The following is a 13,925-nucleotide window of genomic DNA, read 5'->3' as shown; positions in this document are numbered from 1 at the left end:
GGGGACGCGTGATGCAACGAACGACCGAACGGCTGATCCTGCGAACCCCCACCGTGGACGACCTTGGCAGTTTGTTCGCGATCTACAGCGATCCTGCGACTAACCAGTTCAACCCTTCCGGGCCGCTGACCCGCATCGAACAGGCGCAGTCGGTGCTAAAGGGCTGGCTGGCTCACTGGCAAAGCACAGGCTACGGACAGTGGGCCATCGCCACCCGCGAGCGCCCCGATCAGGTCATCGGTTTTGGCGGGATTGATGCGCGTCGCTATGGGGATGTCCTGAGGCTGAATCTGGGCTACCGCTTCGGCGTGCAGGCCTGGGGGCAGGGCTATGCTACCGAGCTGAGCCGGGCAGCGCTGGACTTCGCATTCGTTGAGTTGCAGGTCGCGGAAGTCTTTGCTGTGGTCAGGCCCCAGCACCATGCCTCGATCCGCGTGCTGGAGAAATCCGGGATGCAGCGCATCGACACCCTCAGCGACGTGCCGGGGCAGGCGCCAAGTCTGGTCTTTCGTTCGCGTCCGGATGAGGTGACTCAAAAGGTGACTTAAGCCTGCGGACGCATGCCATCAAGGCGCTCTTTACGGCTCGATCCCTCCTGAAACCGGCATTCTTTACGCTTTCTTTATGGCGTAGGCCTGCAGTCGGTCTCGTTCCTTTACACCCTGAATGAAGACAATTCCTGCACACGGCAATCGCCGTATGACGGAGAGTTTTCATGAGCGGTCTCGATGGGGTGTCACTGTTGTTGGCGGCAGGGTTGTTCGTGTACTTGCTGGTGGCGCTGTTGCGTGCCGGCCGGGTCGAGGAGTGACGACCATGCACGGCTACGACTATCTGCTGATTCTGGCTTTTTTTGCGCTGGTGCTGGTGCCTGCGCCGTTACTGGGCCGCTTTTATTACAAGGTCATGGAAGGCGAACGCACATTTCTGACGCCGGTCATGGGACCGGTCGAGGGCGTCTGTTATCGCCTGTCCGGCATCGACCCCAAGGTCGAGCAAAACTGGAAGCACTACGCACTGGCCTTGCTGGCATTCAACCTGGCGGGGTTCGTCGCGCTGTTTGCGATTCTGCTATTCCAGGGCGCGCTGCCGCTCAACCCGCAAGGCTTGCCGGGCATGGAGTGGTCACTGGCGTTCAACACGACGATGAGCTTCGTCACCAACACCAACTGGCAAAGCTACAGCGGCGAATCATCCCTGAGCTATCTAAGCCAGATGGCCGGCCTGACGGTACAGAACTTCGTCAGCGCCGCCACCGGCATTGCCGTGCTGGTCGCGTTTTGCCGGGGAATCGGTCGTCGCTCGGCGCAACACATCGGCAACTTTTGGGCCGACATGACGCGTGCCACCCTTTACGGCCTGTTGCCGCTGTGCATCATGCTGGCGCTGTTTCTGGTCTGGCAGGGAGTGCCGCAGACCTTCGCTCACTACGTCGATGCGCTCACCCTGCAAGGCACCGACCAAACCATCCCGCTTGGCCCGGCCGCCAGTCAGATCGCGATCAAGCAGCTGGGCACCAACGGTGGCGGCTTCTTCGGCGTCAACTCGGCGCACCCGTTCGAAAACCCTACGGCCTGGAGCAATCTGCTGGAGATGAGCGCGATCATCCTGATTCCGGCAGCCCTGGTGTTCACCTTTGGCCACTACGTCAAAGACCTGCGCCAGAGTCGCGCGATCATCGCTTGCATGCTGGTGCTGTTCCTGGTCGGCGGCGCCACCGCTTTGTGGTCCGAATATCAGCCCAATCCCACGCTGAATGTTGCCTCGGTGGAACAGACCGCGCCGATGGAGGGCAAGGAAACCCGATTCGGTACCACGGCCACGGTACTGTGGACGACCACTACCACTGCCGCGTCCAACGGTTCGGTCAACGGCATGCATGACAGCCTCAACCCACTGACCGGGATGGTCGCCATGGCCAACATGATGGTCGGCGAAGTGATCTTCGGCGGGGTCGGGGCGGGGCTGTACGGCATGTTGCTCAACGTGCTGATCGCCGTGTTCCTGGCGGGTCTGATGATCGGTCGCACCCCGGAATACCTGGGCAAGAAATTGCAGGCTCGCGAGGTGAAGCTGTTGGTGGCGACGCTGATCGTGATGCCGGTCGGGGTGCTGGTGCTGGGCGCGCTGGCAGCCTCCTTGCCAGGCCCGGCCGGCGCGGTGAGCAATCCCGGCGCACATGGCTTCAGCCAGTTGCTTTACAACTACACCTCGGCCACCGCCAACAACGGCTCGGCATTCGGCGGTTTCAATGGCAATACCCTGTTCCACAACCTGATGCTCAGCCTGTCGATGTTCCTTGGGCGCTTCGGTTACATCCTGCCGGTGCTGGCCCTTGCAGGCAGTCTGGCTGCGAAGAAAGCCTCGCCGCTGGGCCTGAACAGCTTTCCGACTCACGGCCCGCTGTTCGTCACCCTGTTGACCGTGACCATTTTGCTGGTGGGCGGCCTGACCTTTCTGCCGACCCTGGCGCTGGGCCCGATTGCCGAACACTTGAGCCTGGGCTTCTGAGGACTGAATGATGAACATGCAAACACCTGTGTCCAGCCCCCCTGTGACCCAAGCCCCTGCGCAGCCAGCGGCACCGGCCGAAACCGGTTTTGCCGAGCTGTGGCGCCCGGCCCTGATTCAGGCTTTTGTCAAGCTCGACCCGCGTCAGTTGCAGCGCGCGCCGGTGATGCTGGTGGTCGAACTGACCGCGATCCTGACCACCGTTCTGTGCCTGATTCCCGACCCCGCGGTGCCAACCCTGGTCGCGGTGCAGATCGCGGTCTGGCTGTGGTTCACCGTGCTGTTCGCCAATTTCGCCGAGGCACTGGCCGAAGGGCGCGGCAGGGCACGGGCCGACAGCCTCAAGTCTGGCAGCGAAGGCCTAAAGGCCCGTTTGCAAGGCGAGGGCGGGGCGTTCACCACTGTCAATGCCAGCACCTTGCGCAAGGGCGACGTAGTGCGGGTCGACGCGGGGGAACTGATTCCCGGCGACGGCGAGGTTATCGAAGGCATTGCGGCGGTCAATGAAGCGGCGATTACCGGGGAGTCTGCGCCGGTGATTCGTGAGTCCGGTGGTGATCGTTCGGCGGTGACCGGCAACACACGGCTGGTGTCCGACTGGCTGCGCATACGCATCAGCGCCAACCCCGGAGAGTCCACGCTGGACCGTATGATCGCGTTGGTGGAAGGCGCCAAACGGCAGAAGACCCCCAACGAAGTTGCGCTGGATATTCTGCTGATCGGCCTGACCCTGATCTTTCTGCTGGTGGTCGTGACCCTGCAGCCATTCGCCCACTTTGCTGGCGGGAGCCTGCCGCTGGTGTTTCTGGTGGCGCTGCTGGTGACCCTGATCCCCACCACCATTGGCGGCCTGCTGTCGGCCATCGGTATCGCCGGCATGGATCGCCTGGTGCGCCTGAACGTCATCGCCAAATCCGGGCGTGCGGTAGAAGCGGCGGGCGACGTCCACGTGTTGCTGCTGGACAAGACCGGCACCATCACCTTTGGCAATCGACGCTGCTCGGCGGTGTATGCCGCGCCAGGGGTGAGTGGCAAGCAATTGAGCGATGGCACGCTGCTGGCCTCGCTGGCCGACGACACCGCGGAAGGCAAGTCCATCGTCGAGTACCTGCGCGCCCTGCATCCCATGAGCGAGGCTGCGCCAGACCAACTGACGGCCGTGCCTTTCAGCGCCGAAACCCGCCTGTCCGGCGTCGACTGCAACGGTCACGTTTATCGCAAGGGCGCCGTGGATTCGCTGTTAAAGTTTCTGGGCCGTGATCGCAGTGATCTGCCGCCCGTTCTGGCGCGGGAAATCGACAAGATTGCCAAGACCGGTGGCACGCCTTTGCTGGTCTCGGTCGACAGTACCCTGCTAGGCGCCATTCACCTCAAGGACGTGGTCAAGCCCGGCATTCGCCAGCGCTTCGAAGAACTGCGCAAGCTGGGAATCCGTACGGTCATGGTGACCGGCGACAACCCGCTGACCGCAGCGGCGATTGCGGCCGAGGCGGGCGTTGATGACGTGCTTGCCGAAGCCACGCCGGAGAAAAAACTGGAGCGCATTCGTCAGGAGCAGAACGACGGGCGTTTGGTGGCGATGTGCGGCGACGGCGCCAATGATGCGCCAGCGCTGGCTCAAGCTGACGTCGGCATGGCGATGAACGACGGTACGCAGGCGGCGCGGGAAGCGGCGAACATGGTCGATCTGGACAGCGATCCGACCAAGCTGCTGGACGTGGTGCAGATCGGCAAGGAATTGCTGGTCACACGCGGCGCACTCACCACCTTCTCGATTGCCAACGATGTGGCCAAGTATTTCGCCATCCTGCCGGCGCTGTTCGCGGCCATCTATCCGCAACTGGGCGTGCTCAACGTCATGCACCTGGCCAGCCCGCAGAGCGCGATCCTCTCGGCCATCGTCTTCAACGCCCTGATCATCGTCGTGCTGATCCCGCTGGCCCTGCGCGGCGTGCGGGTGCAGGCGGCAAGCGCGGCGCATCTGCTGCGTCGCAACCTGTTGATCTACGGGCTGGGGGGCATCGTCGTGCCGTTCGTGGCGATCAAGCTTATCGACATGCTGCTGACCGGGTTGCACCTGGTGTAAGCGTTGTCTCTGCGCTGCGCGGCATGCATGCGCCCGCAGCACCTGACTGGATTGAGGATTGAATGATGTCGACTATAGTGCGTCCCGCAGTGAGCCTGCTGGTTCTGATGACGTTGATCACCGGTGTGGCTTATCCGCTGGTGGTGACGGGGGTCGCCCAGCTGGCGTTCCCGGAACAGGCCAACGGCAGTCTGGTGTACGACGATCAGGAAAAGGTCCGTGGCTCGGAACTGATCGCGCAGAGTTTCACCGGTGAGCAGTGGTTTCATTCGCGTCCATCGGCTGCGGCGTATGCCACAGTGGCCAGTGGTGCGAGCAATCTGGCGCCCAGCAACCCGGCGCTGGCAGCGCGTGTCGGCGAGGACGCGGCGAAAGAGCAGGTTGAAGGCCAAGGACCGGTACCGTTGAATCTGCTGACCACCTCAGCCAGCGGTCTGGACCCGCACCTGTCGCCAGCGGCGGCGGATTATCAGGTAGTGCGGGTGGCGACTGCCCGGCATCTGCCGCGCGAGACGGTCCAAGGGCTGGTGGCAGCCAACACCTACAGCCCGCTGATTGGCCCGCCGGTGGTGAACGTGCTGGCGTTGAACCAGAGCTTGAGCCAGTTGCCTGCTACCAAGCGGGCCAACTGACTGGCAAAGCCGCGTTATGAATAAACCCGGTGGGAGCAAGCTTGCTCGCAAAGAGGGTGGGTCAGGTATGAATGCTTGCCTGACCTACCGCTTTTGCTGCCGTCGTAACCTCCGGGCGTCTCCTACGCAATAACGCGGCAATACGCTGATACAGCGCCGAGCCGTCAAGGTTGAACGAATACTGTGTAAGTGGTGTGGATGTGTGTGCGGCGAAGCTTTTATGAGCCGGTTTGCTCAGGCGCGCGTTAGGTCAGGCCCATGCAGATCGCCCTATCAGGTCGTTATGAGTCAAGTCAGGAAAAAAGTGAGCAATCAGTCAGGACAACCATCGTGAATTCAGACAGCCGTGCCGACGCGTTGCTGGCCAATCTCCCTCGCGACGATCGCGGTCGGTTGAAGGTCTTCCTTGGCGCTGCACCGGGCGTGGGCAAGACCTTCGCCATGTTGCAGGCCGCTCATGCCCAGATGCGTCAGGGCGTTGCATTACGGGTCGGTGTGGTCGAGACCCACGGCCGCGCCGAGACCGAAGCGCTGCTCGGCGGGTTGGCGCAGCAACCCATGCTGCGTTCCGAATACCGCGGCGTCATGCTCGAGGAAATGGACCTCGACGGCCTGCTCGGCGCCCGACCGAAACTGGTGCTGGTCGACGAACTGGCCCACAGCAACGCCCCGGGCAGTCGTCACGCCAAGCGCTGGCAGGATATTCAGGAACTGCTGTCAGCGGGGATTGACGTCTACACCACGGTCAACGTCCAGCATCTGGAAAGTCTCAACGATCAGGTGCGCGGCATCACCGGCGTGCAGGTGCGCGAAACCCTGCCCGACTGGGTATTGCAGGAGGCCTACGAACTGGTGCTGATCGACCTGCCGCCTCGCGAGCTGTTGGAGCGTCTGCGCGACGGCAAGGTGTATGTGCCCGAGCAGGCAAGGGCGGCCATTGATGCTTTCTTCACTCAGACCAACCTGACCGCATTGCGCGAACTGGCGATGCAGACCGCCGCCGCACAGGTGGATAACGATCTGGCGCTGGGCTACAGGCAACTGGGTCAAGCCGCGCCTGCGGTGCGCGGGCGATTGCTGGTGGGCATCGATGGCGATGCCCAGGCCGAGCGTCTGGTGCGGCACGCCAGTCGGGTTGCACAGCGCAGACACCTGCCGTGGAGTCTGGTGCACATCGATACTGGCCGCTTCGTCGACGAGCGCACGCGTGGCCGACTGCAAACCGCCCAGCAACTGGCCGAACGCCTGGGCGGCGAAGTGGTGCTGCTGCGGGCGCCTGAAGTGGCTAAAACCCTGATTCAACATGCTGCCGAGCGGCGTGCCAGTCTGGTGCTGGTGGGCCAGTCGAGGCCGTCGCTGTGGCGCCGGAGGTTCGGCGGCGGTCTGGCGTCGCGGCTGTTGCGCAACGTCCATGGGCTTGAGATCAACGTTCTCGACAGCGAGGCGCATCCCGCTCAGCCGCGCTCGACCACCCCGCGCACGTGGCGATGGTTCGATTACCTGCTGGCGGTGGTGGCGACAACAGGTGCCAGTGCACTGGCCTGGGCGGTCTCCAGCGTACTGGCGTTGCCCAACATTTCGCTGGTGTTTCTGGCGGCGGTGTTGCTGGTGGCCGTACGCAGCAGTGTGGGCCCGGCGATGGTCTGCTCGGTGCTGTCGTTTCTGGCCTATGACTTTCTGTTCATTCCGCCGAATTTCTCCTTAAGCATTCAGCGCGAAGAAGACGTGCTGACCCTGCTGTTCTTCCTGATGATGGCCGCACTGACCGGCAATCTCGCTGCACGCCAGCGTCGCCAGATGCAGGCGTTGCGTGACACCCAGCAGGAAACCAGCGAACTGCTCGAACTGTCGAAACGTCTTACCGCAGCTACCGACCGCCAGGCTGTTCTCAGCGCAGCCGATCATCACCTGGCGGGCTGGAGCGAGTTGCAGATCTGCATCCTCGACAACGACCCGCAACAAGGCTGGAAGGTGGAAGTCGGCGCGGCGCAGGCATTTACCGAGTACGAGCGAGCCGCCGCCGATTGGGCCTGGCAACACGCGCAGCCGGCTGGCAAAGGCACTGGCACGCTGCCGTCGGGCAGTTGGTGGTGGTTGCCGCTGTGGGTTGATGACGCGCCGTTGGCGATGCTCGGCGTCAGGCCGCGACAGGGTCAGCATTTCAGTGCCCAGCGCAGGCGCTTGCTGACGGCGCTCAGTCAGCCCCTGGCCCAGGCACTGGCGCGGGCGCGACTGGCTGAGGATCTGGAAGCGGCGCGCCTGCATGGCGAGACCGAGCAATTGCGCAGCGCGTTGCTGGCCTCGGTGTCCCACGATTTGCGCACTCCGCTGACGGCCATGCGCGGCAGCATCGACAGCTTGCTGGCGCTGGGCGAAGCGATACCGCTGGACGACCGCCGCGAGCTGCTGGAAGGCACGCGCGATGAAGCCGAGCGTCTGGATCGCTACATTCAGAACCTGCTGGACATGACGCGTCTGGGCCATGGCGCGCTCAAGCTGGCGCGGGACTGGGTCTCGCCGGGGGACATCGTCGGCAGTACGCTCAACCGCTTGCGTGCGGTGCTGACGCCACTGCAGGTCAGCACCCAGCTGCCTGCGGATCTGCCATTGCTGTACGTACACGCCGCCTTGATCGAGCAGGCGCTGATCAACGTGGTCGAGAATGCCGCGCGATTCTCGCCGGTGCACGGGCGGTTGCAGATTCAGGTGCAAGCCTGTGCCGATGAACTGCTGTTCGCCGTGAGCGACGAGGGGCCGGGCATCCCCCAGGCCGAACGGGAGAAGATCTTCGACATGTTCTATACCGCCGCTCGCGGTGATCGGGGCGGGCAGGGCACCGGCCTGGGGCTGGCGATCTGTCAGGGCATGATCGGCGCCCATGGCGGCCGGATCAGCGTGGCGGACGGCATCGAAGGGCGCGGCACCTGCATCAGCCTGCACCTGCCTTTGCAGGCCCAGCCGCAGACTGAAATGGAGCAGGCGTTGTGAGGCGGCTTTGCGTTAGGCTGGCGGTTTGCGGCCACCGGCCATTCTTCGGCAGCAAGGCATTTCCATGAGCCAGACGGCAACCATTCTGGTGATCGATGACGAGCCGCAGATCCGCAAGTTTCTGCGTATCAGCCTCGCGTCACAAGGCTACAAAGTGCTGGAAGCCGGCACCGGCAGCGAAGGTCTGACCCAGGCAGCGCTGAACAAGCCTGACCTGCTGGTGCTTGATCTGGGCCTGCCGGACATGGACGGGCAAGAGGTGCTGAGGCAGCTCCGCGACTGGTCGGCGGTGCCGGTGCTGGTGTTGTCGGTGCGCGCCAGCGAAGGCGAGAAAGTACGCGCGCTGGACTCCGGGGCCAATGACTACGTGACCAAGCCGTTCGGCATTCAGGAGTTTCTGGCTCGGGTCCGCGCGTTGTTGCGCCAGGTCCCGGACAGCGGGCAGCGCGAGGCAGCATTGGTGATTGGGCCGCTGACCGTGGATCTGGCGTTCCGGCGAGTGCTGCTGGACGATGTGGAAGTGGCCCTGACTCGCAAGGAGTACGCAGTGCTGGCGCAACTGGCACGACATCCGGGGCGGGTCATCACCCAACAGCAACTGCTCAAGGACATCTGGGGCCCGACCCACGTGGAAAACACCCATTATTTGCGCATCGTGGTTGGCCATCTGCGGCACAAACTCGCCGACGATCCGACCGCACCCCGGTTCATTGTCACCGAGGCGGGAGTGGGCTACCGACTGCTGGCGACCTGACGGCGACATCCGGGGTGAGTCGGTTTTTTTTCGTGCTGAAAAGCAAGCGCTTGCGTGAATCGATTCAGCTGTTCTAGAGTGTTGCAACGTAATACCGAGCGTCGCCCGTATCGAGGCGGCCCAGGCATAAGAACAAGAAAGCCCGGAGATCCCCATGAACAGCTTGCCCGCTGTAGTGCCACGCCTTTTCCATGCGCCCGCCGCACCGTCTTGTTCGTTTCAGGACGCTCGGTCATGAGCGCCGTCCTCGCTGAACACCCCGCGCCCGTGCTGGAAATGCACGCCATTTCCAAGACCTTCAATGGCGTGCGCGTGCTGAAAAATGTCGCCCTGAAAGTCTACGCCGGGGAGGTCCATGCGCTGATGGGCGAGAACGGCGCGGGCAAGTCCACCCTGATGAAAATTCTCTCAGGCGCCTATCAGGCCGATGCCGGTGGCCAGATTCGTATCGGCGGTCAGACGCTGGCCGCGTTCGATCCATTGACCGCCAAGGCCCAGGGCATCGCGGTAATTTATCAGGAGCTGAGCCTGTGCCCGAACCTCAGCGTCGCCGAAAACATCTATCTGGGCCGCGAGTTGCGGCGCGGCTGGAGCATCGACCGCAAGGCGATGCAGGCCGGTTGCGTCGAAGTGCTCGCCCGTCTGGGCGCCGATTTCAAAGCATCGACCCAGGTCAGCGTGCTGTCGATTGCCGAGCGCCAACTGGTGGAGATTGCCCGCGCGCTGCATGCCAGGGCGAAAATTCTGGTGATGGATGAGCCCACCACGCCACTGTCCTCAAGAGAGACCGACCGGCTATTCGCCCTGATCAAACAACTGCGCGATCAGGGCTTGGCGATCATCTACATCAGTCACCGCATGGCAGAAATCTACGAATTGTCCGACCGGGTATCGGTACTGCGCGACGGCGAATACGTCGGCATGCTGCAGCGTGATGAGCTGTCAGCGGATGCCTTGGTGAAGATGATGGTAGGGCGCGACCTGTCCGGCTTTTACAAAAAGGAACACGCCCCGTACGACCCCGGCGCGGTGATTATGCGGGTGCGCGACATGGCCGATGGCAAGCGCGTCAAACCCTGCAGTTTCGACCTGCACGCGGGTGAGGTGCTGGGCATTGCCGGGCTGGTCGGAGCAGGGCGCACGGAATTGGCACGGCTGATTTTCGCCGCCGACCCACGCACCTCGGGCACGCTTGAGGTCGCAGGCACGCTGCTCACCGAGCTGCGCAATCCCGCCGATGCGATTGGTGCGGGTGTGGTCTACCTCACTGAAGATCGCAAGGCCCAGGGCCTGTTTCTGGACATGAGTGTGCGCGACAACATCAACGTTTGTGCCTGTGTGCCTGATGCCCATGCCGGTGGTGTGCTGGATCGCGGTCGTGGCGCGCAGCGGGCGCTGCAGGCGATTCGTTCGCTGTCGATCCGCGTGGCGTCGGGCAAGGTCAACGTCGGCGCGCTGTCCGGCGGCAATCAGCAGAAGGTTTTGCTGGCGCGGCTGCTGGAGGTCAAACCCCACGTGCTGATCCTCGATGAACCCACCCGCGGTGTGGACATCGGTTCCAAATCGGAGATCTATCGCATCATCAACGAACTGGCCCAGGCTGGGGTCGGCATCGTGGTGATTTCCAGTGAGCTTCCGGAAATCATCGGCACCTGCGACCGCGTGCTGATCATGCGCGAAGGTCAGTTGGTGGCAGAGGTCGGCGGAGCGTCGGGGCAGGCCATTTCACAGGAGCGGATCATTGATCTGGCGACTGGCGGTGGCTGAACGAAGCGCCTGGGTTTCCAGCCTCCGCAAGCAAGCCCATTCCCACAGAGGATGTGCGTGGGGATGAGGGCGTGCACTGCCCCAGCGGCACTGAGAGTGCTTCATACATTTTCTACAACAATAAAAAGGAAACCAGGCCATGAGTCTGACCCTGGAAAACTCGCCAAGCGTGGCCGCCATCAGCAAGCGCGAGCGTTTAGGTGAGTTGATGCGCACCGTCGGCATGCTGCCCGTGCTGATTCTGTTGCTGATCGGCTTTGCGCTGATGACCGACAGTTTCATGAGCTGGCAGAACCTGTCGATCATCACCCAGCAGGCATCGGTCAACGTGGTGCTGGCTGCGGGCATGACCTTCGTCATTCTGACCGCAGGCATCGACCTGTCGGTAGGGGCGATTCTCGCCGCCTCCGCCGTGGTCGCCTTGCAGGCCTCGATGTCGCCGCAATACGGCATGCTCGGGATCTTCGCCGGGGTCGGTTTCGGTTTGCTGTTGGGGCTGGTCAACGGTGGGCTGATCGCCTTCATGCGCCTGCCGCCCTTTATCGTCACCCTTGGTGCGCTCACCGCCATGCGCGGGTTGGCCAGGCTGCTGGCGGACGATAAAACCGTGTTCAACCCGGACTTGCCGTTTGCCTTTATCGGCAACGATTCGGTGCTGGGTGTTCCGTGGCTGGTGATCATCGCAGTGGCTGTCATCGCCATTTCCTGGTTCATCCTGCGCCGCACGGTCATGGGCGTGCAGATCTACTCGGTGGGTGGCAACCCGGAAGCCGCACGCCTGTCCGGGATCAAGGTGTGGAAAGTGCTGCTGTTCGTCTACGCCGTCTCCGGTGCGCTGGCAGGGCTGGGTGCGGTGATGAGTGCTTCACGGCTGTTTGCAGCCAACGGCCTGCAACTGGGGCAGTCCTATGAACTGGATGCCATTGCTGCGGTGATCCTGGGCGGCACCAGTTTCACCGGTGGCGTCGGGACCATCGGCGGCACTCTGATCGGTGCCCTGATCATTGCCGTGTTGACCAACGGCCTGGTGCTGCTCGGTGTCTCGGACATCTGGCAGTACATCATCAAAGGCATCGTGATCATCGGTGCCGTGGCACTGGATCGCTATCGCCAGTCCGGTGCGCGCACGTGAGTATCAGCTTGTCCCGCAACGCGTTGTAAACAATGGCTCTGACAATAATCACAAGAGAGAAATCATGAACTTCAAACGCACCTTTCCTGCTGTTGTATCTCTGTGCCTGGCGGCGCTGGTGTCTCAGGGCGTCGAGGCTCGTGAACTGAAATCGGTCGGTATCAGCCTGGGCTCGCTTGGCAACCCGTATTTTGTGACCCTGGCCGACGGTGCCAAGGCCAAGGCGCTGGAAATCAATCCCAATGCCAAAGTCACCTCGGTGTCCGCCGATTACGACCTGAGCAAGCAGTTCTCGCAGATCGACAACTTCATCGCGGCGGGCGTGGACCTGATCCTGATCAACGCCGTGGACCCCAAAGCCATCGCGTCGGCGATCAAGAAAGCCCAGGCCGCAGGCATCAAGGTGGTTGCGGTGGATGTCAGCGCCGCTGGCGTAGATGCAACCGTGCAGACCGACAACGTCGAAGCCGGCAAACTGGCCTGTCAGTTCATCGTCGACAAGCTCTCCGGCAAGGGCAACGTGATCATCGAAAACGGCCCGCAAGTCACCGCCGTCACCGATCGGGTCACCGGGTGCAAGTCTTCGCTTGCCGCTGCGCCGGACATCAAGGTCCTGTCCGACGATCAGGACGCCAAGGGCTCGCGCGACGGTGGTCTGAATGCGATGCAGGGCTACCTCACGCGCTTCCCGAAAATAGACGGACTGTTCGCTATCAATGATCCCCAGGCCATCGGCAGCGACCTGGCAGCCCGGCAGCTCAAGCGCAGCGGCATCGTGATTACTTCGGTGGACGGTGCCCCGGACATCGAACATGCGTTGAAGTCCGAGTCGTCGATTCAGGCATCAGCCAGCCAGGATCCGTGGGCCATGGCGCAGCAAGCAGTCGTTATCGGCAACGACCTGCTCAACGACAAAAAGCCGGCCGAAGCGGTGACTCAACTCACGCCCAAGCTGATCACCCGCGACAACATCGGTTCCTACACTGGCTGGTCGAGCAAACACTGACGGGTTGAAGCCGGCCTTGAACGGGGAGAGGGAACGCAGTGGTCAAAATGGAGGATGTGGCGCTGCGCGCGCGGGTCTCGACGTCAACGGTGTCCCACGTGCTCAACGGCACGCGCAAGGTCAGCCCGCAAACCCTCGAAGCGGTGCAGCAAGCGGTCAGGGAACTGGGCTATGTGCCCAACACCCTGGCGCGCTCGCTGGCCCGTTCGCGAACCAATACCATCGGCGTGGCGATTTCGGCGCTGTCCAACCACTACTTCAGCGAGACCGTCCACGCCATTGAAACCGAGTGCGCGCATCACGGCATCATGATGCTGTTCGTCGATACCCACGATGATCCTGAACAGGAACTGCGTGTGGTCAGGGCGCTGCATCATCGGCGCGTGGATGGCATTCTCCTGGCGCCCTCCAGCGATTCCGGGCAGGCAGCGCTGGCCTATTTGCAGAGCAGCGCGATTCCTGCCGTGCTGGTGGATCGTCTGGCGGCGCGAGGGTTTGATCAGGTGGGGGTGGAGAATCGCGAGTCCACGCGAGCGCTGATTGCCCATCTCATCGACCATGGTCATCAGCGCATCGGCATGATCGCCGGTCGTCGTGGTTTGAGTACCACCGAGGAGCGCATCGACGGTTATCGGCAGGCGTTGTCCGCGGCGGGTCTGGCATTCGATGAGGTGCTGCTGGTCAATGGTGAATCCAACAGCGAATCGGCGCGGCTGGCCGCTCTGGCCCTGTTGGCGTTACCGAGTCCACCCAGCGCGCTTATGGCCGCCAACAATCTGATGACCATCGGCGCCATGCACGCACTGCGCGATGCAAACATTGCAGTACCCGGGCAGATGGCGCTGGTGGGTTTCGACGACTTCGACTGGGCGGATTTCTTCCTGCCACGTCTGAGCGTGATCGCCCAACCGGTGCATGCCTTGGGGGCGCGTGCCGTGCAGTTACTGTTGCAACGCATCGGCAATCCAGACGGCGTACGACAATCCGAACGACTGCCTGCCACCTTGCGCATACGAAATTCATGCGGGTGCCTTTGAGCGCTGCCGCTG

The 13,925-nt window shown here is 62.6% G+C and carries 11 protein-coding genes; all 11 read left to right on the top strand.

The window, feature by feature from the left end:
• Positions 1 to 11 precede the first annotated feature (11 nt).
• The 11 genes from EC915_RS10510 to EC915_RS10460 all read left to right on the top strand — a co-directional run bounded on the left by EC915_RS10510 (position 12) and on the right by EC915_RS10460 (position 13,913).
• Complete coding sequence (locus EC915_RS10510) at positions 12 to 548, top strand: GNAT family N-acetyltransferase (protein WP_133750457.1); 537 nt, start codon at positions 12 to 14, stop codon at positions 546 to 548.
• A 167-nt stretch (positions 549 to 715) separates the two neighbouring features.
• Positions 716 to 811: a K(+)-transporting ATPase subunit F gene (gene kdpF, locus EC915_RS10505; protein ID WP_133750456.1), complete on the top strand. Its 96-nt coding sequence runs from the start codon at positions 716 to 718 to the stop codon at positions 809 to 811.
• Between the two features lie 5 nt (positions 812 to 816).
• Positions 817 to 2,511: a potassium-transporting ATPase subunit KdpA gene (kdpA, locus tag EC915_RS10500; RefSeq protein ID WP_133750455.1), complete on the top strand. Its 1,695-nt coding sequence runs from the start codon at positions 817 to 819 to the stop codon at positions 2,509 to 2,511.
• A 10-nt stretch (positions 2,512 to 2,521) separates the two neighbouring features.
• Positions 2,522 to 4,597 (top strand): potassium-transporting ATPase subunit KdpB, encoded by a 2,076-nt coding sequence (gene kdpB, locus EC915_RS10495; protein WP_133750454.1) that lies wholly within the window; start codon positions 2,522 to 2,524, stop codon positions 4,595 to 4,597.
• A 65-nt stretch (positions 4,598 to 4,662) separates the two neighbouring features.
• Complete coding sequence (gene kdpC / locus EC915_RS10490; protein WP_133750699.1) at positions 4,663 to 5,229, top strand: potassium-transporting ATPase subunit KdpC; 567 nt, start codon at positions 4,663 to 4,665, stop codon at positions 5,227 to 5,229.
• 330 nt (positions 5,230 to 5,559) lie between these two features.
• On the top strand, positions 5,560 to 8,217 hold the full coding sequence (locus tag EC915_RS10485; RefSeq protein ID WP_133750453.1) for a sensor histidine kinase KdpD: 2,658 nt from the start codon (positions 5,560 to 5,562) through the stop codon (positions 8,215 to 8,217).
• Positions 8,218 to 8,281: 64 nt separating this feature from the next.
• A complete protein-coding gene (locus tag EC915_RS10480) occupies positions 8,282 to 8,971 on the top strand; it encodes a response regulator (RefSeq protein WP_133750452.1) in 690 nt (229 codons plus the stop codon).
• 234 nt (positions 8,972 to 9,205) lie between these two features.
• The gene (locus EC915_RS10475; protein ID WP_218568080.1) at positions 9,206 to 10,738 is read left to right on the top strand and encodes a sugar ABC transporter ATP-binding protein; all 1,533 of its coding nucleotides are present in this window, start codon (positions 9,206 to 9,208) and stop codon (positions 10,736 to 10,738) included.
• A gap of 139 nt (positions 10,739 to 10,877) precedes the next feature.
• The gene (locus tag EC915_RS10470; protein ID WP_133750451.1) at positions 10,878 to 11,870 is read left to right on the top strand and encodes a ribose ABC transporter permease; all 993 of its coding nucleotides are present in this window, start codon (positions 10,878 to 10,880) and stop codon (positions 11,868 to 11,870) included.
• 64 nt (positions 11,871 to 11,934) lie between these two features.
• Positions 11,935 to 12,876, top strand: a complete 942-nt coding sequence (locus EC915_RS10465) for an ABC transporter substrate-binding protein (protein ID WP_133750450.1) — start codon at positions 11,935 to 11,937, stop codon at positions 12,874 to 12,876.
• 38 nt (positions 12,877 to 12,914) lie between these two features.
• The gene (locus EC915_RS10460) at positions 12,915 to 13,913 is read left to right on the top strand and encodes a LacI family DNA-binding transcriptional regulator (RefSeq protein WP_133750449.1); all 999 of its coding nucleotides are present in this window, start codon (positions 12,915 to 12,917) and stop codon (positions 13,911 to 13,913) included.
• Positions 13,914 to 13,925: the final 12 nt, after the last annotated feature.

Source organism: Pseudomonas sp. LP_7_YM (assembly GCF_004364435.1).
In the GTDB taxonomy this organism is placed as follows: domain Bacteria; phylum Pseudomonadota; class Gammaproteobacteria; order Pseudomonadales; family Pseudomonadaceae; genus Aquipseudomonas.
The sequence above is the reverse complement of the archived record's forward strand: the minus strand, read 5'-3'. Positions and strand labels throughout refer to the sequence as shown.

What these genes read in the sequence shown, in the direction of transcription:
- EC915_RS10510 (WP_133750457.1), top strand. Translation starts at nt 12, where the DNA reads ATGCAACGAACGACCGAACGGCTGATCCTGCGAACCCCCACCGTGGAC.
- kdpF (WP_133750456.1), top strand. Translation starts at nt 716, where the DNA reads ATGAGCGGTCTCGATGGGGTGTCACTGTTGTTGGCGGCAGGGTTGTTC.
- kdpA (WP_133750455.1), top strand. Translation starts at nt 817, where the DNA reads ATGCACGGCTACGACTATCTGCTGATTCTGGCTTTTTTTGCGCTGGTG.
- kdpB (WP_133750454.1), top strand. Translation starts at nt 2,522, where the DNA reads ATGAACATGCAAACACCTGTGTCCAGCCCCCCTGTGACCCAAGCCCCT.
- kdpC (WP_133750699.1), top strand. Translation starts at nt 4,663, where the DNA reads ATGTCGACTATAGTGCGTCCCGCAGTGAGCCTGCTGGTTCTGATGACG.
- EC915_RS10480 (WP_133750452.1), top strand. Translation starts at nt 8,282, where the DNA reads ATGAGCCAGACGGCAACCATTCTGGTGATCGATGACGAGCCGCAGATC.
- EC915_RS10475 (WP_218568080.1), top strand. Translation starts at nt 9,206, where the DNA reads ATGAGCGCCGTCCTCGCTGAACACCCCGCGCCCGTGCTGGAAATGCAC.
- EC915_RS10470 (WP_133750451.1), top strand. Translation starts at nt 10,878, where the DNA reads ATGAGTCTGACCCTGGAAAACTCGCCAAGCGTGGCCGCCATCAGCAAG.
- EC915_RS10465 (WP_133750450.1), top strand. Translation starts at nt 11,935, where the DNA reads ATGAACTTCAAACGCACCTTTCCTGCTGTTGTATCTCTGTGCCTGGCG.